The 22,649-nt window shown below is 43.3% G+C and carries 19 protein-coding genes and 1 pseudogene; 1 reads left to right on the forward strand and 19 read right to left on the reverse strand.

The genetic code is table 11. The features are described 5' to 3' along the window. Window positions 1-246: 246 nt before the first annotated feature. The 17 genes and pseudogenes from MKY48_RS17000 to MKY48_RS17080 all read right to left on the reverse strand — a co-directional run bounded on the left by MKY48_RS17000 (window position 247) and on the right by MKY48_RS17080 (window position 18,228). On the reverse strand, window positions 247-3,318 hold the full coding sequence (locus MKY48_RS17000) for a family 16 glycoside hydrolase (protein WP_339289978.1): 3,072 nt from the start codon (window positions 3,316-3,318) through the stop codon (window positions 247-249). 434 nt (window positions 3,319-3,752) lie between these two features. Continuing rightward, window positions 3,753-3,926: pseudogene (locus tag MKY48_RS17005) on the reverse strand (IS1595 family transposase); the annotation flags it as partial. A gap of 99 nt (window positions 3,927-4,025) precedes the next feature. Continuing rightward, window positions 4,026-4,262: a hypothetical protein gene (locus MKY48_RS17010; protein ID WP_076321378.1), complete on the reverse strand. Its 237-nt coding sequence runs from the start codon at window positions 4,260-4,262 to the stop codon at window positions 4,026-4,028. A 979-nt stretch (window positions 4,263-5,241) separates the two neighbouring features. Next, window positions 5,242-5,868 carry a hypothetical protein gene (locus tag MKY48_RS17015; RefSeq protein WP_339289980.1) on the reverse strand — a complete coding sequence of 209 codons (627 nt, stop codon included), beginning with the start codon at window positions 5,866-5,868 and terminating at the stop codon, window positions 5,242-5,244. Between the two features lie 43 nt (window positions 5,869-5,911). Further along, a complete protein-coding gene (locus tag MKY48_RS17020) occupies window positions 5,912-6,271 on the reverse strand; it encodes a hypothetical protein (RefSeq protein WP_339289982.1) in 360 nt (119 codons plus the stop codon). A 957-nt stretch (window positions 6,272-7,228) separates the two neighbouring features. Continuing rightward, complete coding sequence (locus MKY48_RS17025) at window positions 7,229-7,729, reverse strand: DUF3600 domain-containing protein (RefSeq protein ID WP_339289984.1); 501 nt, start codon at window positions 7,727-7,729, stop codon at window positions 7,229-7,231. After that, a complete protein-coding gene (locus MKY48_RS17030) occupies window positions 7,719-8,282 on the reverse strand; it encodes a sigma-70 family RNA polymerase sigma factor (RefSeq protein ID WP_339289986.1) in 564 nt (187 codons plus the stop codon). Before MKY48_RS17030 ends, MKY48_RS17025 begins: the two co-directional genes overlap by 11 nt. A gap of 769 nt (window positions 8,283-9,051) precedes the next feature. Continuing rightward, a complete protein-coding gene (locus tag MKY48_RS17035; RefSeq protein WP_339289988.1) occupies window positions 9,052-10,200 on the reverse strand; it encodes a hypothetical protein in 1,149 nt (382 codons plus the stop codon). 243 nt (window positions 10,201-10,443) lie between these two features. Then, a complete protein-coding gene (locus MKY48_RS17040) occupies window positions 10,444-10,677 on the reverse strand; it encodes an XRE family transcriptional regulator (RefSeq protein ID WP_339289990.1) in 234 nt (77 codons plus the stop codon). A 766-nt stretch (window positions 10,678-11,443) separates the two neighbouring features. Beyond that, window positions 11,444-11,695: a dihydrofolate reductase family protein gene (locus MKY48_RS17045; RefSeq protein ID WP_339289991.1), complete on the reverse strand. Its 252-nt coding sequence runs from the start codon at window positions 11,693-11,695 to the stop codon at window positions 11,444-11,446. A 355-nt stretch (window positions 11,696-12,050) separates the two neighbouring features. Then, a complete protein-coding gene (locus MKY48_RS17050; protein ID WP_339289993.1) occupies window positions 12,051-13,511 on the reverse strand; it encodes a multicopper oxidase domain-containing protein in 1,461 nt (486 codons plus the stop codon). Window positions 13,512-13,818: 307 nt separating this feature from the next. Then, complete coding sequence (locus MKY48_RS17055) at window positions 13,819-13,950, reverse strand: hypothetical protein (RefSeq protein ID WP_339264869.1); 132 nt, start codon at window positions 13,948-13,950, stop codon at window positions 13,819-13,821. Between the two features lie 386 nt (window positions 13,951-14,336). Beyond that, the gene (locus MKY48_RS17060) at window positions 14,337-14,687 is read right to left on the reverse strand and encodes a VOC family protein (RefSeq protein WP_339264871.1); all 351 of its coding nucleotides are present in this window, start codon (window positions 14,685-14,687) and stop codon (window positions 14,337-14,339) included. 206 nt (window positions 14,688-14,893) lie between these two features. Next, the gene (locus tag MKY48_RS17065) at window positions 14,894-15,301 is read right to left on the reverse strand and encodes a DUF6220 domain-containing protein (RefSeq protein ID WP_339289995.1); all 408 of its coding nucleotides are present in this window, start codon (window positions 15,299-15,301) and stop codon (window positions 14,894-14,896) included. Window positions 15,302-15,316: 15 nt separating this feature from the next. Beyond that, window positions 15,317-16,039: a VOC family protein gene (locus MKY48_RS17070; protein WP_339289997.1), complete on the reverse strand. Its 723-nt coding sequence runs from the start codon at window positions 16,037-16,039 to the stop codon at window positions 15,317-15,319. Continuing rightward, complete coding sequence (locus MKY48_RS17075) at window positions 16,036-16,923, reverse strand: RNA polymerase sigma-70 factor (protein WP_339289999.1); 888 nt, start codon at window positions 16,921-16,923, stop codon at window positions 16,036-16,038. Before MKY48_RS17075 ends, MKY48_RS17070 begins: the two co-directional genes overlap by 4 nt. 30 nt (window positions 16,924-16,953) lie before the next feature. Continuing rightward, entirely contained in the window at window positions 16,954-18,228 is a 1,275-nt protein-coding gene (locus MKY48_RS17080) for an NAD(P)/FAD-dependent oxidoreductase (RefSeq protein WP_339290001.1), read from the reverse strand. Window positions 18,229-18,866: 638 nt separating this feature from the next. Between MKY48_RS17080 and MKY48_RS17085 the strand changes: the two genes are divergently transcribed. After that, window positions 18,867-20,684, forward strand: a complete 1,818-nt coding sequence (locus MKY48_RS17085; protein ID WP_339290003.1) for a DEAD/DEAH box helicase — start codon at window positions 18,867-18,869, stop codon at window positions 20,682-20,684. Window positions 20,685-21,152: 468 nt separating this feature from the next. Here MKY48_RS17085 and MKY48_RS17090 read toward each other — a convergent pair whose 3' ends face one another. Both MKY48_RS17090 and MKY48_RS17095 read right to left on the reverse strand, forming a co-directional pair. Then, window positions 21,153-21,419: a winged helix-turn-helix transcriptional regulator gene (locus MKY48_RS17090; RefSeq protein ID WP_339290005.1), complete on the reverse strand. Its 267-nt coding sequence runs from the start codon at window positions 21,417-21,419 to the stop codon at window positions 21,153-21,155. A gap of 122 nt (window positions 21,420-21,541) precedes the next feature. Further along, complete coding sequence (locus tag MKY48_RS17095) at window positions 21,542-22,135, reverse strand: TetR/AcrR family transcriptional regulator (protein WP_339290007.1); 594 nt, start codon at window positions 22,133-22,135, stop codon at window positions 21,542-21,544. Window positions 22,136-22,649 lie beyond the last annotated feature (514 nt).

Here is a 22,649-nt window from a genome sequence, read left to right on the forward strand (position 1 = left end):
AACAACGTAAAAAAACGAAGCTGTCCCGGGCAGCCATGTCATGGCTTTAGGGGCAGCTCCTTCTTAGGATCCCATGAACGGTGATCGACCTGTGGACGGCTTTTTTTGAAGATTATTGAATTTATAAGCTTTCAACGGAGCTGAACAATTCTATAATCGCAAGAAAAACTATTGCTAAACGCGGTCTGTCTTCTGTGAATGTCCGTCGATAGACGTCTTTCTTACCGGTACAGAATGTTTTGCTAACTAAATCGGGTCAGGCGTCAGAACCAAAGCATCATCAAAAGTTACGCCCGCCGAGGTGGTCCGAAACCCTATTTTCCCTGCTGTCAGTTCTGTTTCGGGATTGGTCCATTCCATTTTTAGTTCCCCATCCACATAACCTTTTATTGTGTTCCCTTCAATGAAAGCCTTCATCGTATACCACTGTTTCGCCTGAGCTGTAAACGGGGTACTGGATACAAGGGTCATGACGTTGTCCACGGATTTGTACAACTCCAGCTTTTGGGCTGCGGAATGGATTCGGAACATATAGAAATTACCTGCATCCTGTACCCTGAAGAGAATGCCTGCGTTGGCATTGGTGATGGGCATTTTCGCTTTGGCTTCATACGTATAATCCGTCCACGAATCGCCGGCAGTAATGACTGCAGTGGCTGCTTGATTCTGAATCAAGGCTTTTGTGCCGTCAGTTGTCACATTCCAGGAACCTGAAGCAGACGCCCAACCTACCGTATTTCCATCTTCAAAATCGTCGCTGAATTGGACGACCGTAGGATCCGGATACACGGGAGGTTCATCCACGTCAGTGACATGGATCGTAAAGGACTTCTCAACATACACGCCTGAATCTGTGCTCCTCACCCGGATGCTGTAGCTGTCCTTGGCTTCGTAATCAGGCGTTACGGCTAGAATCAACATATTGTCCGATATGGTGAAGCTGCTGTTGTCTACATCCCCTGCACCTGCTGTCAGCATATAAGTAAATGTTTCTTCCGCATCAGGGTCGCTGGTGGAAAAGGTTCCAACCATGCCTCCCGCCGTCGTGTTTTCAACAACACTGTTGTGTGAAAGGGCAATCTCCTCAGGCGCTTTATTGATGAGGCTAACCACGGCATCGTCAAAATGGACGCCGGCCGAGGTGGTCCGAAATCCGATCCCCCCAGCCGTCAATTCGGTGACAGGATTGGTCCATTCCATCTTTAATTCTCCATCCACGTAACAGGATATCGTGTTCCCTTGCATAACCGCCTTAACTGTATACCACTGCTTCTCAATAGCCGTGAACGGCGTACTGTTTACAAGCGTCAGTTGTCCATTCACGGATTTGAACAACTCCAGCTGTTGATTCGATGAATGAATGCGATACATATAATAATTGTTTGCATCCTGCACCCTGAAGACCATGCCCGCGTTGGCATTGGTGATGGGCATTCTTAATCTGGCTTCATAAACGTAATCCGTCCATGAACCCCCGCTATTAGTGGTAATCAGGGAGGTGGTTGTCTGATTCCCGCTGGACAGCACGTGATTCGTGCCGACTGTCGGGACGGTCCAGCCGCCGGACATCGATGTCCAACCCGCCGTATTTCCGTCTTCGAAATTGTCGCTGAATAGCGGCGGCTTGGAATTGGCAAAAACGATACCATATACATTGTTATTAACGGTAACATTCAAGTCGTCCAAGGTTGTTGCAAGCTTCCCTCCAACATAAACATCTGTGAACGTGACGCCGTTAACCCTTCCGCCTTTCGTGGCATTCCCGGAAATTCTGGATTTCTGGGTGCCGGTCTCGCGAACATTGATGTTCTTGACTACAACATTGCTTACATCGCCGGAAGTGCTGGTGGACACTCCAAGCCAATAGTTCCCGAATTGATTGATACCGACGCGTTCGATGTCGATATTCTCAAACGTAATATTTTGGGCGTAACCTTCCTCCGGGAGGGTATTCAGTTGGTATCCATGATCGATAAGCAATCCTCGGGCGCTTTGATACACATACGAATTTCGGATGGTTACGCCGATTTGCGGCTGGGCTACGCCCATGCCAATCTTGAAAGCCGCACATCTTGTCCATGCAAAAGCGTCATCAAAAACCACGTTTTCCAAATGTTCAAGCTCGCCCGGCCAGTCTTTGGACATCCCCGTCTGCAGCCAGGTTTTCGTGGAATAAGTGTCATCATCCGAGATGGCAATCGAATGTTGAACAAGCACGTTCTGACTTTCATTAATATCGATAACGTCGTTCTCGATTTTGTATAAATCCTGGAATCCCTTAAGATTGTTTATGGTCACATTGTCGGAACGAACCACCATAAACGACCAGAAACCGGCATCCCGCAATATTAAGCCGTCAAAAGTAAAATTGGATGTTGCGATCGGAACGAGCAGATTATTGAGGAACCCTTCATTTTTATTAGGCGCTGGCATCTTTCGCTCTCGCATCGCAATGCCTTTTCCATCAATGGTTCCCCGTCCCCGTATCGTAATATTGGTGGAATCTACGGCAGTACGAATAAAATACGTTCCATCCGCGTTTCGTGAATCCTTGCGAAAATCAATCACGTAGTCTTCCCCCCTGCCCGTGCCGACAATGACGGCGCCTCCAGCCAGGTAAAAGGTTACGTTGCTTTTTAATGTCAGGTTCCCGCTCTTATAAACACCTGCCGGAACGAAAACTACGCCGCCGCCGGCTTGATGGGCGTCATCGATCGCCTGCTGAATCGCGACCGATGCCAGCGATGATCCCGTGTTATCCGCATGGTATGGCGACTGTGTCACATTAAAAATCCCGGCACCTGCGGACGGGGGTATATCCGTTTCCAAGGGGTCTGCCGCGATGACAATCTTCTTCCTCTGGTCATTGATTTTTACGATGACATAGGTTGAGGATGAAAGCGTGAACGTCAGCTTGTTCCCGTTAACTGTGCCTTCGATGTTTTTAGCCTGAGGACTGATGGAGAATGATGTAATCGGCACATTGTTGGTAACTTCGATTCGGACCGTGCCGGAAAAAGAAAATTGGGCATAGTCATAGTCAGCCAGATAACTGATTACAGGAATCGCTTTGTTATCGGCTTTCAATGAAAACACGCTGGATGCAGTATAGATGGATGGCATCGGGTAATTTTGTATCGTGGCCGGTGCTATGGCGCTCTGTACCAAAGATGTCGGATCAGCGGCATCCGTCATATCCATTGAAGAAATAGAATAGCTATCGATTTTGGCAGCTTCCGCAGCTCGGGGTAACAATCCTGTGATTATAACGGCAAGCACGACCAACAGACTAACTGCTTTTCTTGTAATGGTAATCATAAATACCTCCTCAAGATTATTCATCTGCCGAACAATAATAAGGCAGCGCAGCTCAGTTCGCCCGATTGTATTCTTGCTTGCGTTTTTTTGTGAAGGCGCTAACATTTTATCGGAAGCAAGCAGCAGCCGCCCTTTCTGAGGTTCACCCCCCCTCCATCCAAACTTTTCACTGTCACGATGGATTATAATCCCTGCCCGCATAAAAAGGAGTGGGGCAAGCCCACTCTCCAGGGATACATTTTAACTGTTCTCCATGCACGCAGGGATTGTTGAATTTCGAAACAGAACAAGTTGGTTCTCGTTGGTGAAGACTATCAAAACCTAAATCAAGGAAAAAATGATCTTACAAACAGCCCTCTGCAACGAACGAGAAGACCTCATATTTGGGTTCGTTTTATTGAATGTATGATTGAGGGCTTATCTCTGAGAAAATGTGCTTTTCCGCCACGTTTACGTGGCTTACGTTTGGCAATATTCCGCTTGCCCTTTTCCGAGTACAGAAAGTAAGTCTCATCCATTTGAACAATAACTTGAAATGCTTCGGTCGGAATCTGCTTCAATGCGGAACGAATCTCTTGCCGCCAGTAAAACAAGGTGGCGTGCGTGACTTCATCGGGATGGATTGAGGCAACACGAAGAGCATTCTTGACTGCGCTTCGTGTTTTTTGATTCCAAAAAAATCTCCTCGTAGCGAGGAGATCGGCACATTAGATTAGAGCAATCGCGAGCAGCGTGAACAGGCTTAATGTTAAAATGGAGCTGCGAGCCCCGAATCCGAAGGGGAAGAAAGCGGAGGTCGTTACAGTTCCGTCTCTTCGATCTGTCTCCAAGTACACATTATCACAATCCACTTTTACGATTCTTCCTACGTGTACACAACCGTCTCTTGTCGTAATGCGGACTTTCTGGTTCATGAATCGCATGCAGCTATAATAGGCTTCCATCTTATCACCTCTTTCTTTGACAACGCAGCATATGAACGCGTTGGACAAAAGGTCACGGCAGTTATACCCTCTACAATGAATGAGATCGAAGGTTACCGATAATAATGTAGATTCCGCTAGTTTACGAAATTTTGAGAAATTAAACCCTGTCAGCACAAGGCTGGCAGGGTTTAAAAAATGCTATTTGTTTAGAAAAAGAAAGATCTAGTTTTAATAATCAGCAAAATGAAAAGAACTAAGGTAGCTGTCATACTTGTTCCTATTCCACCATAACCTGTTCCGCCAGCCGATAAGAAGCCAGCTGCTTTCACTTTTTATTGAGCTATCGTGTCCCGTTAGCTTAATCTAAATCGTGTAGTAGTTAAACTAATTCTTATTATCCACATAAGATTAGCACACTGGAACTCAAACATTATAACGATGCGTTGTCATTGGAGTCGAACCAAATTATCTCTAAGGGTTTCAATTCAAAAACAGTCTTCTGGTTCACCACTGCGTTTAGAATTGCTAGAGAAAATCGTAAAAACCGTTTAGACTTGCCTCTGTGTAAAGCATGTCATGTTGAAGCTTACTTCTCTCCGTTTCCATTCTAAGAAATTGTGCTACATTAGAACCAAACGTTTCAGGCTCCTCAATAAAAGGGAGTGACTACAATCCTGCTCACTATTCTTGTAGAATTCTTTATTCCTGTTTGGATTTCAGCTATTTCCCTATTAAATGAGTGATCAAGATCCCCAATATGGATTAGTGATAAAAGTTTCGATTGCTTTTTCGCAACCATTCAGCCTTACCTGAAAATGCTGTATTCCCTGTAGCATACTTACTCGATAGTTATGATGACTTATGACAGAAAACAAATTAACGACCATTTGTGAACATTCGAAAAAACAAGGTGGAGCTCTCACTGGCGCTGGCCGCAAAGCCAATAGGCGTCACGCGTAAAATCTCGCTTACCTTGCCTGCTGGGCAAACTTTATTATTATCTTCTTCCAACATGAAACACACCAATTACGGTTGTACCTTCAACATTATACAAAGGGATATCGCGACCATCTGGTGATCTACTGTTCTGTATCGCAATGGCATCCTGAGGTGACTTTGGTTGCTCACCGTCTAAATCTTTTTTCAACACGTATCCTGCAGTGCCATCTACACCTATTGCGCTGATTAATTCAGGTTCTGTTTCTGGAGAAGCAGCATCTGCGGAAGAACCGTATGTCTGTCCGTTTTTATTATTGGGATAGTTCATATCCTTAGCTCTAATATGAATAGAACCAATTATGTTTACTCCATCAACATCATACAATGGAACATTACGACTAAGTTCACCGAGATAATCTTTTTTCAGCACATATCCTGCAATGTCATTTATACTTCCCATATGGATTAAGTCAGGTAGCAATACAACGGAAGTGGCTTCTTTAACCGAACCGTATGACTGCCCATTTTCATTTTCAGGATAGTTAGGAGAATTTGCGGGGCTTTGATTATTCGTGCTTTTAGCAAATGTGCTATGGTACCCCAGTACACCTCCCACTACACAAACGATAATAACCAGACCAATCAATTTTCTGATGCCTTTAGAATGCACCCTCACATTTTTCACTCCTTTCTCACTCTTCACTCTGTAATCGTTCGTTCCGTCCTTTTCATTTTTTTTCGTAAAAATAACCTCTTTCTATTACCTGGTTTGTATCTTCGGTCACTTCCTCATCAATATCTAGGTTAGCGACTTCATCTCTTGGAATTTGTTTTGGAAAAGGAGCATAATAAAATTCTCCATATTCAGTTACTACCCTTTCCGCTGGTTCCGTTCGAACTTTTCTGTCGTATTCAATTTGCCAATCTTCTAATGTTTTTTTTGGTGGAGTGGTGTCACTATCATTAATAGTCGAGTCTACAACTTGCTTATTATCTATAAGTTCTCTGATTATAAAAAATGCGCTCATTAATACAAGACAACATGATGCAATGATTATAGATCTTCTTAAATACTTCTTATTTTTCATGATCACTCACCCCTTCTCAGATGCTATTTGTTATTCAGGTGAAATTTGGAATAAAACCTCGAACACCCATTACTGTTTACTCTCGTGCTGCTTTTTCACTTGTTACATATCCTATAAAGGAACCAATCAAACTGGCAGCATACACTATTAATACACAGATGTATCCGAATGTTTCATATGAAATCGAGGGCAGGAAATACCTTAACCCATATACTGGTCCTAAAATAATTATTCCTACTGGTATTGAAAAAAGTATTGAATCTATAAGATACATTACAAAAACACATGCAATAGAGACAAGACAGTAAATGGAGCTGAACTTAAGAAAACGAATGCTCAGTTTATCCCTATAGTTTTTTAAACCTCCCCATGACATCCACAAAATTAAAAAGAGAATAGTACTCACTAAGTTCATAGTTGATGGTGTGTTGCCTTTTAGGTATGCACTGAAATTAATAATCGTAAACGGTATACTAAGAAGTAAAGCGTAGAATAATTTCAAAATAATCATGGCTTTTTGAGGATTATAGCCGTGCTCAAAGTTATGGTTTCTATAAATTTAGACATCTTCACTTTTCCGTCCCCTTCCTTGCATGGAGGTTATTTCCTTCAACTGAGTAAACACCAATAAAGCAAAAAAAGTTACATAACAAAATTCATTCTTTTCTGAATGATGGTTATAAAAGTGAAAATCTGGCGTCCCATAAGACACGTTCTCCTTCAATCTTTATATCTGCAATATCCATATGTTTGTTCTCAACATGTAAGTGTACGTTCGAGTCAGGAGCCTTTGGATATGGTTCCTTAATCTCCAACTTATACCTTTGATCCGTGTGAGATGGTGCAAGTAGTTTGAAATCGGCAGCATTTTGTAATTTGTATGAATGATAAATTCACATATAATGTGTGAAAAAAAAGGGACCCATCCACATCGGACGGGTCCCTTGCTTCTTTTTCTTACGGCTTGGCGGCTCCGTTAATCTTCTCGAAGAACGGGGCCAGCATGGAGACGAGCTGCTCAAACTGCTGCTGTTCTTCTTTGGTCAGCTTTTCCTCATGTTTGATTCCTTTTTCATCGGTCATCTTCAGCTTTAATTGCACCATCTGCTTGAACAACTCCATAAACTCCTTCAATTCGTCTTCCGTGAGCTTGTCTTTTGCTACTTGAAGCATTCCCTCAATCTCTTGATAACTTTCCTGTGAACCGCCGTGCTGTTCAATGGTTTTAACAGATCCGAATATTTCATCGGCTAGATAGGAAGAAGCAAATACGGCAGAAGGAATCAAGATTGCTACAGCGGCAATACTTGCGAGCATGCGTTTTTTCATAGGTCTACCTCTCTTTTCGTTCACAAAATGTTGGTAGGACTGTCGGACACGTCCATACAAATCGGGTGGGCAGTGCATCGAATCTGCCACCTGGCGAAGCTCTTCACGCAATTCCTTATCAATGGACATACGCGTCTCCTCCCGTCATTTCGAATCGTTTCCGGAGTTCTTTCAGTGCCAGATGATGCCTGGATTTCACTGTGCCAACGGGGATCTGTAGAACTTCTGCAATTTCATCCAGAGAATAGTCGTGAAAATAGCGCAGGATGACGACCACACGTAGTTTGTACGACAACTGGCGGACAAGGCTGAACAGCTCATGCTGCATTTCGAACTGCTGGACTGCTTTGTCCGTCCAGTCGAACTGTTCATAAGTCATCTGGCGGTTTCGTTCAAAGAGGCGAATTCGTCGCCAGGCCTTTCTTTTCCAATCCTGGACAAGACGGATAGTGATCCCGTGCAACCAAAACCGAAACGGCCGGTTCGGGTCGTACTTGTGAAACGACTGCCACATGCGCATGTAAACTTCATTCACGATATCCTCAATGTCCTGTTTGTTGTAGACGAGAAAAGCAACCGTCCGATAGACGTCTTGGTGAGTCGCCTGATAGACAAGCTGAAAGGCCGACTCGTCGCCCAACGTTGCTTTTTGAAGCCACGGAAGTAACTCTTTATCATTCATAGGGGCCCCTCCTGAACGTGTTACAACCCTTAATTCGCTCCCGTGGAGAAAAAGGTTCAGTAAGAGAATAAACTTTTTGATGATACTCACCATTTTAGGAACTTTTTAAGGTGTATCGCCAATTTTTTGCACACGGTTACCCCTGTTGTCATGGACGCTGGTACTCCTCCAATGAAAAGCGCATTGCCCTTCAAGTAGAACAATCACATGAACTTTCTCTTTAACGGAATCTTATTAAAGGTTTTGGACTATTCTGCCCGTTAGCTTAGCACCAGGCAGGACATATGTACCAAACAACTTATTTTGTGAGCATGTAAAAAAGAGCTACTTTACGGCAGCTCCTTCAGTGTTTCTGTTGTAGACTTCCTTATTGAATTATCGTACCCGTTTGTTCAGCAACGAGAAACAATCTACTTCGAAATATATGTTTGATGTTTGATTGTAAACTCGGGCTCTTATTTACGTAGTCCGCATAGTTTACGGCTCCGTTAAACTCCAAATAAGCCTGATAGCGAAATCGAACACTTGGCTGTGTAATCAAATCGAGAACTCTATCCTTCGCTACCCAACGGCTGTCGGTTGTTTCTTCAGAGAAAGATAATAATTCCCCACCAATAGACGTAAAAACGAGTATAAAAAAGGCTAGCCAGAATTTCTGGCTAACCCGATAATCCGTAAATGCCGATGTATCGAATTCTCAAACGACAATTGTTAAGACTCGAGGCTTGCTGTAGAACAGATAATTCCGAGTGGCCGGTTCATCAACCAACTATCTATAAATCGTTGCCAAGAAGATTTGTCCATCCTCTTCCTCGTAATGAAATGACAGCTTGCCTAAACCAAAGTTGTAAATCATGTCATACACGCCATCAGCCTCATTGAAAAATTCATCATTCGGTTTGCCAAGCCACAATTTAACTGTTGACGGGTACAAATTTCGCTTTTCGGCAAAAAGGTTGAATATCATAAGTCTTGAGCTGGAATCCAGCTCATGGAGATAGGAATCGAAGCCTATCGCATAGTTCTGATAGACATAAAATGCACCCCATTCACCGTTTTCCCGCAGCTTGGCTTTTTTAAGCGTACTTTGGAGCGATTTATGAGTCATGCCGAGCTTGATTCCTGGCTGGTCGGGAAGAATCCCTTTCTTGGCGGCAGCCTTCAGGCTTTCGAGATAAGCGCGGTCACCGATTCCTGAGTTTGGCCAGGATGGATGATCATAATCCATGTATCGCGTCTCCGTCAAACGCAATTCCAGCTTGCTCACGTTAAGTTTGAACGTATTAACGGCATACTTGAAAACAGCGTTATTGTAAAACTTGAACTGCACCCGCGCATCTGACAGCATGCGAACGCCGTCTTCCCGTCCTGCAGGATAGTAGTTATCCATCTTTTTGCCTTTATGATCGACGAACTTCACGGGCATCAGCGACCCCGAACGAATAATGAAAGGAGTAGCCAGATTGAAATTAGATGTCCCCCATTCTGTAATCATCAGAATATCCGGCGTGCCCTTTTCTTGGCTTCGAATCGTATAATGCCAGGTCTGGGGCAGCGTAACCGAATGCAGGCCAAGATTCACGGACTGTATCGTACCATACGTCGCTCCTTTTTTGACGAGAGCTGCTTTATATGTACCTGTGTATTGCTTGTCCCCCGGCTTATTTCCGGTCCAGTAGTCCATTTCGGTCAAGGTTGATGATTTTTCATCTTGAGCGTAAATATAAACCGTATAGGAGTTCTGATACGCATCCCTTAAATTAAAAGACAATCTGCTTATCTTTTTTAATTTCTCAACAGGCATGCTCTTCCCCTGTGCCTGTGCGGAATCTGCTGACATGAACATGCAAAGTCCTGCCAAAAAAATCGCCAGCAGAAAGGCGCACAGCCATGTTTTGTTGCGATAGTACTGAATCATCCTTCGATTTCCCCCTGTTAATAGAGATGATATGTAGTTTATGTCGTATTTAAGTGTATCATCTCCCTAGGGTATTTCTCATCAAAAAAATGTCGATTATTCATTGTTATAATAATAATTTGTGATCCATACCGCACTACTATTTTTCATTGCGAAATCCGTCACCAATCGGAGGCGGATCGATCCATTGCTCAGCTTAATGGATCACATTTGTAGTCTTAATGCAACCTACCACTTATTCCATTAATCTCCTTTTACTTCATTATTGATCGGAATTAATTCATACAAGGCACGAACATCACAACCGATGGAATCGGCGATCGATATGGCAATTTTGAGTGGCATCACTCTTTTGTTTTCAATAAAGTCGTAAACTCGTTCCGGTTTAAAAAGCAAGTCTTTTGCCAGCCATTCCGCTGACTTTCCGGATTCCATCAATCGTTCATTCAGTAAGCAACGTCCTAGTTCAAATTTCAAGAAGCGACGACCTCCCGCATAAGATAATACTTAACCTTAAGCGTTGTCCATTGCCAGCATGAATATACTTAATAAAGGGCCCCATAACGAAGGATTTCCCCATGCGTCTGGCCAATTTATTGGGCGAGTTCCATCGCCGGGCTATCGTATCCGTTAGTGAAGCATTTCCTGTTCTTAGAACACAATGATGAATTACATAAATACATCTTTATACCATAATCCCGCAAAGAAGATGATGCCAAATAAGCACATAAGAGCAAATAACGATAATATACCGACCACAGAAACCAAGAATACTTCTTTTGAGAGTTTCTTAATGGTTCATCCCTACCCATTCCGCTTAATTAGCCATTTGTTAGACACACTTATCTTGTAATCAGTTCTTCATCTTCATTCCTTTTCAGCTAACCTGCTCGAAACTTCAATGAATAGTAGAAAGTGTCCGGTTCCTTGAATTTCAATACATGTCCCTTATCGGTAATTTTTTTTCCGTCCCATGATAATGAAAATGAAAATGTGATCGGACTCTCTTCTCTCCAATCCGTTTCAATATGTACACCTAACCAATCTCTAATGTAATCAGGATCAGTTAATACGTTCCAAACAACTTTCTTACTTGCATTTATATCTCTGCAATACTTGTATCTTTGCTCGTTAGTTCAGCAAGAAAAAGCTCCACGTGGAAGCAGCCGACAAATGTTTGCCGGCTACATCTTGTGCTCAGTATATATTCGTCTGGCAGTGCCAAGCCGTGGTGGCCTGGCAGTTAACGAACGGGCGTGTAGCGGAGCACTACGACGCCGGAGCCGAAGGATTTGGTCTCGGTCAGCTTCAGATTCAGTCGATCACGAACTCCCCCCAATAATTGGGGGCCACGTCCGGCAACGATTGGCTGTACCAGGAAGTGATACTCATCCACCAAGCCCAGTTGTGCCAGGGTGGAACCGAGGCCGGGACCGCCGTTAACGACTAGGTTCCTTCCCTTCTGCCGTAAGCTGTGGCACCTCCTCGGAAACAAGCCCCTTCAACAAGAAAGAGTTCTGCCACGACACGTGATCCAGCGTCCGCGAGAAGACGTACTTGGGTTTCCGATCGAGCTTGCGTGCGAAGTCGACCAAGAACTGAGGTCCAAAAGCAGGCCCAGTTTCTCATGTATTGCTAATGTGCACAGTCCGGGCCAGACCGAATTCAACTTTTGTGATACGGAGGATAATGATTAAACAATTCTTCCCGTTAGCTTAATGAAATTGCATGAAACATAGTTAGATACTTATTGAATCGGTAATCGGCGCATGTTCTTGTCCTTTTCGGCAATCGGTACATCTTTATATGTGAAAACAAAAACGGCGGCCAAGCAGCCACCGTGTCTTATATTAATGGTCATGACTTCCCTTGCTTAACTCTTTCGAAACTTGGGATTCGGTGCCTGGTTCGACAATGACAAACTGCCCCATCATACCGCTATCCTCATGATACAACAAGTGACAGTGATACATGTACGGCGTATCGGGATCAGGATAGCTTCCAAAGTCGACGGCCAGTCTGACTGTAGTGCCATTCGGAATAAAGACCGTATCTTTTCTCCCACGCTCATATAATGGTGGAAATTCTCCATTTTTGTCCATTACGGTGAATGCTGCATCATGAATATGGAAGTTATGATCCCAACCCTTATTGGTGATCTGCCATATTTCACGTGCGCCAGCCGGAACAACCTCATCAATACGATTCATGTCCATTTCCTTGCCATTAATTGCAGATTTCGTTGTAAGTTCAAATTTTCGTACCTTTACATTTTCGGGCACATCGATGAGCGGCTCAGTGGTAAGGTGATTCGGGAGCTGCAACGAAGCCGATAAACTTGTATCCGCGATAATCTTTACGATATCAAACTCCCCATTCTCAATCCCGTCTTTTCCTGCAAAGCTGTGCAAGATCGTTTCTTCGCCAGCTTCAAACTCCACCACGATCTCAGTACGTTCACCCGGACTTAGCAACAAACGATCTAATAAAACGGGTTCGGGTAAAAGCCCGGCATCATTGCCGACCAGATAAAATGAACGATTATCCGAAAAGCCGATATTATAAGCTCTCGCATTCGAACCATTCAGTAATCTAAAACGAACCTGACTTGCAGTGATCTCCAGGTAAGGATCGTATGTCCCATTTACTAAGATTTGATTGCCTAACAATCCAAACGGAGTCATACTCATATTCTCGTTAAAAGAACCGTCGCCCTTAAATAATTTATCCTGGATGATAATCGGGATGTCGTTAACACCATATTCCGAAGGCAATTTTTTAGACTCCTCATCCTCAACGATAAATAATCCTGCAAGACCACGATAAACGTGCTGCGCTGTCTTCCCATGCAAGTGGGGATGATACCATGTAGTCGCGGCCGGCTGCTCGATTGTCCAATAAGGTTCCCAGGTTGCTCCTGCTTCGATCATCTGATGCGGTCCGCCGTCCATTACTGCTGGTAATCGCATCCCATGCCAATGCAAGGTTGAGCTTTCATTCAATTGATTGATCACATCGAAAGAAACTTGGTCGCCGCGCGAAACTCGGAGGGTCGGCCCTAAATAAGATCCGTTAATCCCCCAAGTGGGTGTCTGCTTGCCTTCCAAAAACTCAGTTGATCCTGACTGCATGGTTAAGGCAAAGTGTTTCTTACCCTCTGACTCCGTCATTGGCTCAAGTATTGGCGGAATTTGCAATGGATTCTTAAATTCGAGCTTACCGACGTTAGTGGTCGTATCCCCTTCACATCCGACTAAAGAAAATGCTGATAAAATGAGCAGCAGCGTGAGCAGTTGAAGGTGTTTTTTCATTTTGTATACTCGCTTTCCTCATCGTTGATGAAATCAATTTAAATTTTAATCATTTTTTTTATTGCTGTTGCAATCAACTCCTGAGCATAATCCCTAAATGGCATTGATAACAAGCACACTGACCACGGCAAAAGGATCCGTGCCAGGGCCCTGCAGCTAACCTGGAAGAATAGGTGATAGAATCGCATTGAGTACAATCATCCAGCGCAAAAAGTTCGGAAGCTTTCCCGTAAACGAAAGGAAGAGCATTAGAATCGGAAACAATTCAATAACCCGAACAAATGGCTTTGCCAGTATGACGAATCCATTAAAGAGCTCCGATGAACGTAACCGGAAACGTGTTCATTTGCCGCAACACAATCCGCACGATGAATTCAAAAAGTATAAACCCTCCTAACATGCCAACAACAAAAGTGAGAAACAGCGTTCCCTTCTTCATTCCTATGTCTCCCCTATGTCTCCTTTTATTCTCAATAGAACATGTGACTCGTTCATGTAATGATCATATTAGATGAATATTGTGAACTTATGACGAAAGGTTGCGGTACCTGTGAATTTTTAAAAAGATATTTCACGGGATCATTTCCCCTAAAGCCGCTACGTTGTCCCGGCTCCCCTATCGTAATATCGTAAAACGACAACAAAAAAGGCCAACCAGAAGATTCTGGCTAACCTGATAAACGAACCGCTAAAAAATAGCAACTTTCAATGGAACAATGTTTTTTGTCCTCCGACACATTTATATAACTTTCTTATTCGATGTGTCACCTACTCGAACTCATCTGTAGAAGATTTTGAAATGCAACTTTTTGCTCATTTTATTTTTTAAAGATGGATAAGAATATTGATAAGTTTCCCGAATGGGTCCCTAACAAAAAAACGTCGAACCCCCCATGGCTCCTCAGTTGGTCCATACTCAATTGGAATTCCTGCTTCTTTGATCCGAGTTAACGCGTCATCAAGATCATCAACCTCAATTGACAGATCAGGCACAGGTGCCCCAGAGCCTCCCTCTAATAGGAAACTAATCTGAGTGCCCATTTTCTCATGCGAACCGTATGTTGCAATAAATCCCATATCCATTAGTTGATCAAGTCCAAGTACTTCCCCGTAAAAATAAGAAGCTTTGGAAATGTCCTGCGTCTTAACATTTGCAACTATTCGTTTGATCTTCATTTTTCATCCTCCTAAAGTTTTAATATCAAAAATCGATTTCGCTCTATCCATGTAGACGATTGGGAAAATGGAATATAGACGTGAATTAATGTTTTTTAGCTTTTGCTTTATTATTGTTTATGGCAAATTTATAGGCTGTCCCCACAGGATCGCCTATAATTTTGCTTATTCTAATGAATTTTATTACAGATGCTGTCTACGCTAATCTATCCTTTCTTCATCTCCCTCATTATCAGCAACGCGTTCAAGAACAAGCCTAGCGAGATGACGGGATGTGCCGCTGCCGCAAATCCGATTTCTTCCGAGAAGACAGCCGTCGCGAAGATCAAAAGGATTAGGCCGATCAACACCAAACTCTTCATTTTAATGCCCTTGGGCAGTCTGGCCGGAAAAGACAATATAAACAACAATACGGGGATAGGCGCGAAGTACATGGCGAAATTACCGTGTATCCCCCATTGTGTCGAATCTACGAAGAGCGCGAATCCAGCCAAGAAGACCTGTACCGCGATGCAGATCGCAAAAAGCACGTTCAATATGCTAAAACCTAGCCGTGCGTATTGAGCGGAAGCTGGCAGCGAAGAGCGGGTTACGGTCATTTTTTGTACTTCCATTCTTTAATTCCTCCCTTAAACCAGCCTTTCGGAAACCGCCCGAATAAAGTAAGGGTACGGGTCCAATTGAAACTCCCCTTCTTTAGGATCGAGAATGGTCATTCGAATAGGATGAACTTCTGGAATCTTCATCGAAGGATACCATCCGATGGCCAAATCCCCCAGGATGAACATACCGTGCTCGTCACCGAGCATCTGAAACGTCTTTCCGTCCCCGATATAACGCGTGACGTCAAATCGAGAATCTAAGCGCTGAATGGCCTCCGATACGCTGCCGCGAAGCGGAAAACCGATCTCGCTGACATTCAGAATGGATTCGTGATCGAAAGGCTCTGTTGAAGCATTGTCCATTCGATGCCGGGCGATGAACTCCACCAGATTCCCCGAAGGATCTTCGAAATAGAAGGCATGGGCATCCGTCCCTTCGAAATAAGCGATATCTTCGTTTGCCTGGATCCCTGCGTATGGAAGCGGCTTAGCGGAAAGCACCTGACAGCCTTTGGCCAGAAGCCAGCTTTTCGCTTCGCGAATTTGGTTCTCTGGGATATTCATTGCCAAATGATAGGACGGCAGTATCCCTCCCTCCTCTTCGTGGACGAAAGTCAATCGCGTTTCTCCGGCAATGATCGTGACTGAATGTTCCGTTATATCTGCTAAAGCCAATCCAAGTCTTTCTGTGTAGAACACCTTCATTTCAGCTAACCGGGCTGTTCTCAGTTCCAATTCGATGATTCTCATCTTACTACCTCCTCCACATTCTTGAGTTTGTCAGGATTTGCAACTACATAGATGGAATGAATCCGACTGTCCGAAGCCTCGAACGAATAGACGTATGCAATGCGTCCATCAATCATCATGATTATTCCCGGGCTTCCGTTCACCGTAGTGATGATATAGGAATAGTCGCTGTCAGGACGCCCGAACCAATCCATCCATTGCATATAAAACGGAATGACTTGCGCCGCTCCGACGACGGGCTTCTGCGCGGCCGGCGCCTTGCCGCCTCCATCTGTATAATGGACGGCGTCAGGCGACAACAACTGCAACAGCCGGTTCGCATCCCCCGCGATCACGCTTTGGATGAATTGCCGCACTTGCGTCTCCGTAACGGTGCTCGTTGCTATGTCCAGCGGTTCATGGCGGATACCTTTCTTGGCCCGATGGAAAATTTGCCTGCAATTGAAACTGCTTTTCCCCACCATGCCTGCAATCTCGTCGTACGGATATTGAAATATTTCCCGCAGGAGGAACACGGCCCGCTCAACCGCGCTTAGCTGTTGCAGAAGCATCAAATAGGCCGTTGAGATCGTTTCCTTTTGTTGATAAATTTCAGAGGGGTCCAAGCTTGCGTCTTCAAGTTGCACGAGCGGCTCCGGCAACCAAGTCCCCACGTAAACTTCCCGTTGTTTCGCGGACGACTGCAACAGGTTCAGACAACGGTTCGTTACGATTTTGCACAAGTATGCCTTTACGTTCCGGATATTTGCGTCCGAAGGCAGTTGGTTCATCGCCAGGAAAGCATCCTGCACGATGTCTTCCGCATCCATAACGCTTCCCAGCATTCGATAGGCCAGTGAGAACAATAACGTCCGATAAGTTTGATATAGTTGTTCCGTGTCCATACAGACCTCCTTTCCGAATATATCGTCTGTTTAGTGCGCAAGAATATGGAGTGTAGCTCGCTTCGCGCTTGCTGCCGCCCCGCCTGCCAAATATTCACCGTGCGACACCCAATCTCCAGCCACGTATAAGCCCTTGATCTGAGGAACGGCAGGCCCCGGATTCTCGACCCGCTTCATATGTGGGAAGTCATGAACGACCGTCATCTTGGGCAAATACTGCTCCGCCACCACTTCCCGTCTCCAACCGGGATGAACGAGATCCATGGCTTGTTCAAGTTGTCTGCGGTCTTCTTGCGCCTTGCTTCCTTGCACTTGGAACTTGATCATTTGAAACACTTGAACATCATCGTTCTCGCTGAGTTCCAGCCCTTTGATTCGTGATGAGTTGATCATAAGGACCGGTAGATCGATGCCGTAGACGAATTGGTGCTGAGGCGCGGGAAGTCGGCGGAGACCAATATCCAAGCAAGCGGCCGTGATCGGAATGGCCTGCTGCTCCCACGTCCGCAGCGAAGTCAGTTCGGCTGATGGAACCAGCCTGCTTGATATCTTCGGCGATGTCGTCAGGATCACGTAAGGAGTCTCAATCGTTTCGTCATTCTCGCATCGAACTCGCTGCACCCGTCCGTCATCATGCTCAACGGCATTGACTTTCCTGCCTGTAACCAAGACAACGCCGAGCCGACGTGCTTCCGAACACATTTCCTCGATCAGGGATCCCCAGCCTTTCTTCAAATAATACACTCCAGTGATGGAACGCTGCATCTGTCTGAACAAGGGTCCCGCCACTTGTAAATCCGGAGCTTGCACATATGTTCCTCCTCGGGCCAGTACGTACAGAAGATGACGTACCATCGGGCTTCCCACGTGCTGTTCCATCCAGTCTCGCAGACTCATGTGTGGAATCGCGGCCGTGTCAAGCTTGAGGATCTTCATGAGGATAGCTCCGAACCTGTATTTGTCCGCAGCCGATAACAAGGGAGTCTTAAGCAGCGAACGGACCGCAGCCGGAAAAGGGTGCACCTGCTCTTTCCAGATTCCGTACGGGGTGAACTCGTCGACTTTTCGAAAAATATCCGGATTTACGTTCAATTCCCGGAAAATGTCGTACGCATCCCCGGCATAGAGTGCATGCGAACCCAAATTGAAGCGTATTCCGTCCTTCTTGTTTGTGATCGCCCTTCCCCCCATCTGATTCTGACTTTCCAAAACGACGACGCGTTTTCCTCCTCTTGCTAAATAAAGAGCTGCGGTCAGTCCGGCAATACCTCCACCAACAACGACCACATCATACTTTGCAATCATTCGAAGAAACCTCCTTCATGCGCTCTCATTAAACAAGACAGGAAGGAGGCCGAAAATGTGACAAAATAAAAACGGCGATGCAGTAAAAAGAGCAACCCGAATAACGCTCCCATTTAGTTACAAGAAAATATTTTAATTTAAAGAAAAAAGCCGCATATTATGCGACTTTCAAAGTATTTCATGTTATTGCCGCGCTCGTCCTCAATGTAACCGTCCAAAGATACGTTAGCAGCATAGATCAGTTTAGCCATTTCAATAACTCCCTCCAATTTTCAGTTTCCAACGAGACCAAGGCCTGCCCCTCTGAATTTGAATAAAGAAATATCCATTTCGATATTAACACATATTGGAAGTGTTCTGCCCGTTAAAACTTAACCAAGCGACTTTCTCGCACTGCCTTTTTTAATGGATTACGGCCTGCCGTGTTCATTATTATTTTCGCCTATTCTCGGACCTACCCGTTGGAGCAACTGATACATAATGCTGCGATTCATTCGGCCAGTTCAGATTCTCTAGTGTGTAATACCTCTTCCATTCAAAGCTAAAAATGGGACCTAACTAATGGAAAACAATGCAAAAGACAAGTCTTCCTATTTTTTTTTATCCCTATATTATTTAGGTTAGGAGAGTGATGACAGATGGAAACATTAGCAGTGTGGAAAGAGTTCCTTCGTCCGTATGATAGTTCAAACGATTATGTTAAAGAAATTATCAAAACTGGTCGTCATTTAAGTCGATCTGGAGCAGTCTACAATTATAGCCATGATGAAAAATCAATTCAAGCAAGTGTTGCTGGTAAAAGCGGTGGACATGAAGTGAAAATTCAAGAGTTAAAATACAGTTGTACATGCTCTGTAGCTTCGTTTTGTGAACATATAACGGCTACCTTTTTTTATACAGAACGTATGCAAAATCCCGGACAGTTAGGCGAATTATTTGATTATTGGAAGACGATCGAAAAAAGAAGCGTATCTTCAGATCGCGCGGAAAATCCATTATATAGTGACCAAATGAAGGCTATCAAAAAAAGAAAGACTCCTTTAAAGAAGACTACTGAGCTAACCTGTACATTACGACAATATCAATTAGAGGGTGCTGAATGGTTAGTACATTTAAATAAACATAAAATCGGAGCTTTATTAGCAGATGATATGGGATTAGGAAAAACCATTCAAACCATCGCTTTCTTTAATGAAGTACGTCACATACAAAAAATTTCATTAATTGTTGTACCTACTTCATTAATAGCTAATTGGGAAAAAGAAATCAGTAAATTCGCTCCCAATATTAAAGTCCACATTCACTATGGAACCGAAAGGGAAAAAGATAGCTTCAAAATGTATATAGATAAATTCGATATAATCTTAACAACTTATAGCACACTTACAAATGACCATATTCTCTTCAAGAACATGAATTGGCATATTATTTGTTTGGATGAAGCTCAGCATATAAAAGATGTCCAAACAAAAAGATCCAATATTATACGCTCTTTGAACTGTGAGGGTAAAGTTGCCTTAAGTGGGACTCCTATTGAAAATCGTCTAATGGAGTTATGGTCACTTGTTGAGTTTTTAAATCCAAAGTTTCTGGGTACAGAAGCAGTATTTAAGCAGCTATATGTCCAACCAATCGAACGTGAGCATAATCAAGAAAAGACACAACAGTTACAACAACTCATTCAGCCTTTCATTCTAAGGAGAACAAAAAGGGATGAAAAAATAAAAGGTGATCTACCTGAGAAAATAGAACAAAAGCAATACTGCTCATTAACTGATGAACAAGAAGAGTTATACAAAAAATTGGTGCATGAAGTAAAAGAAGAAGCAAAGAAGTTAACGAGGAAAACACGGAAGCCATATATGATGACTATGATTGGAAAATTAAAGCAATTGTGTAATCATCCTGGATTATACTTAAAAGAAGAAAACATAACGAAAATCGCAGAACGTTCTAATAAAGTAGTCCTAGTTGATGAACTGATTAGTACTATTCTTGAGGCAGATGAAAGTGTAATTCTTTTTACTCAGTATGTAAAAATGGGAGAGTTACTACAGCAACATTTAACTGAAAGATTTGATGTCCATGTTCTATTCTTGAACGGTAGTACCTTACAAAAGGAACGGACGAAGATGGTGGATGATTTCCAAAGCAAAAAAACACCTATTTTTATTCTTTCATTGAAAGCTGGAGGAACAGGTTTGAACCTAACAGCAGCTAACCATGTTATACATTTTGATCGTTGGTGGAACCCAGCAGTTGAAAATCAAGCCACCGACCGTGTACACCGCATAGGACAAGAAAACTTTGTACAAGTCCATAAACTAATTACTATCAATACATTAGAAGAAAAAATTGATAACATCTTAAGTTATAAACAAGAATTGAGTGAATCCATGTTATCATCTTCGGGTACAAATTCGATCTTTGAGGAAGTTATTGATAATTTAATTTAATTTAATTTATCTGAATGAACATATCCGATGAAATACTATAGGGGTACTTTTTATCTCAAGTACGATCAGGCGCGAACTAGTAAGGATGGGTTTAAATTTTTAGCGCTATTTCGTTAGACACAGGGTGGTAAACCGTATCTTATTCTCAAATATCATGGCTGCACTAACCTACCCCTTTAGTTGAGAAAAGACTGCCGCCCTTGCGATGTATTTTTTATTGTCCGGAGTCACCGCTTCGCTTCAACGTTTTCAGCGCAGGATGAACCGAGCGTTCGCTCGCTATCCAAAAACAATAATTTTCATTGCTCTTTCCTCCTCAAACTTAGCATCACTTCAAACTGATGTTAAGAACCCACTTCAAAGTAGGGTACTTACTTAAAAGCAAGCATCAAAAAAAGCTGCCCGAATTCCCGTGGCAGCTTTTGCTTTCAGTGGATTGTAATTGTATACAAGTTCATTGAACCATGTTTATGATACGGACTCTTCATATTTCCGCTTATTATGATTTTCTCCCCAAGCACACATGACTTCTGCTACCGGAATCAATGTTCTGCCGTATTCGCTAAGAGAATATTCTACCTTGGGAGGGATCGCAGAGTAGACCGTTCGATCGACGATACCCTCCCATTCTAAATCTCGGAGATGTTGTGAAAGCATTTTTTGTGAAACATCAGGTATAAGCTTTTCCAGATCGTTGAACCTCTTCTTGGATTCAATCAAATGCCATAAAATCATGGGCTTCCATTTGCCAGCTTAAACATGAATGAGTGTCTCAACTGGACATTCACGCCATTTCCAAATATGTAGCAATTGTATTTTGGTGTTTTGTGATGATGTTGATAGGGAGCAATCAAGGATTAACTGACGGTAAGGTCTTTGGCTCCGTTCATTACTAAGGGCATAGTTTGTTTAACGAATGATTCCGCACTTATTAGACGCCCCTCATTGTTCCAAACGTAAGCCGCCCCATACATCCCCCAACTTAACATGATAGAAGCTGTATTTATTAAGAATTGCGAGTTTGGACTCGATTGCATCTTGTCTTTGTCTATAAAGGAAAGAAGTATCGTTTGAATTTTTTCCTTTATTTGAATTTCGAATACAGCTCCAAGCGATGTATACCTTCTTTTGCACATAGTGCTTAGATCTTTGTGAAAATCGCATACACCCAGAAAAATACTCTGAATGGTTTCTTCATTTAATACTTCGTGACCGCTTATTCTACTATTTATGATTTTCATAAAGGATTCCATTAGTCTGGCCTCTAGAATTTCGAATTTATCTACAAAGTGCGCATAAAAAGTCGCTCTGTTAACAGTAGCCCGCTCTGCAATATCCTTAACGGTTATCGATTCAAAGTCCTTATCTTGAATTAATGAAGCAAAAGCGTCTTGAAGCAGTCGCCGTGTACGTATCACTCGAGGATCAGCTTCATTCTTTTTAATTGTCATGGTTAAGATCTCCCCTAATAAAACGACATTATAGAAATGGTGTTGTCTATACAACGGTTTATGGTTATTGATGATTGCGCACCATTCGGTTGATATTATAGCATATAAATACAACATGTGTTGTTCAAACAACTACTGTTGTATTGCAATGCAGAATGCCACTTTTCTAAAAGGAGGAGAGAACCCACGTCGGTTTCACTAACGTCAGTAACGATGGAGCACCAACTTTCTTTTGATGTTATTCGAGAACACCGGTCAGTTCGGATCCCGAGATCAAGATTTCGCGGGAGGAATTGACCGAAACATTTCGGTACTCGGAGATTTGGAGCGTTATAAATTGGCCGAGAAAATTTACTAAATGGCGGTCCATGCGGGTCACATGCCTGCAGAGGCGGCGAAATCGTTCGTGGAATGCTATAGGAGTCAGTCAACAAGCTGGGGGCTCCTTTGATTTGATGATTACAATAAACCAATATATGAGTATATGCTCAAATAGTGGCATAGTCCTGATTTT

The organism is Paenibacillus sp. FSL W8-0187, from assembly GCF_037969755.1.
Classification (GTDB): domain Bacteria; phylum Bacillota; class Bacilli; order Paenibacillales; family Paenibacillaceae; genus Paenibacillus_AQ.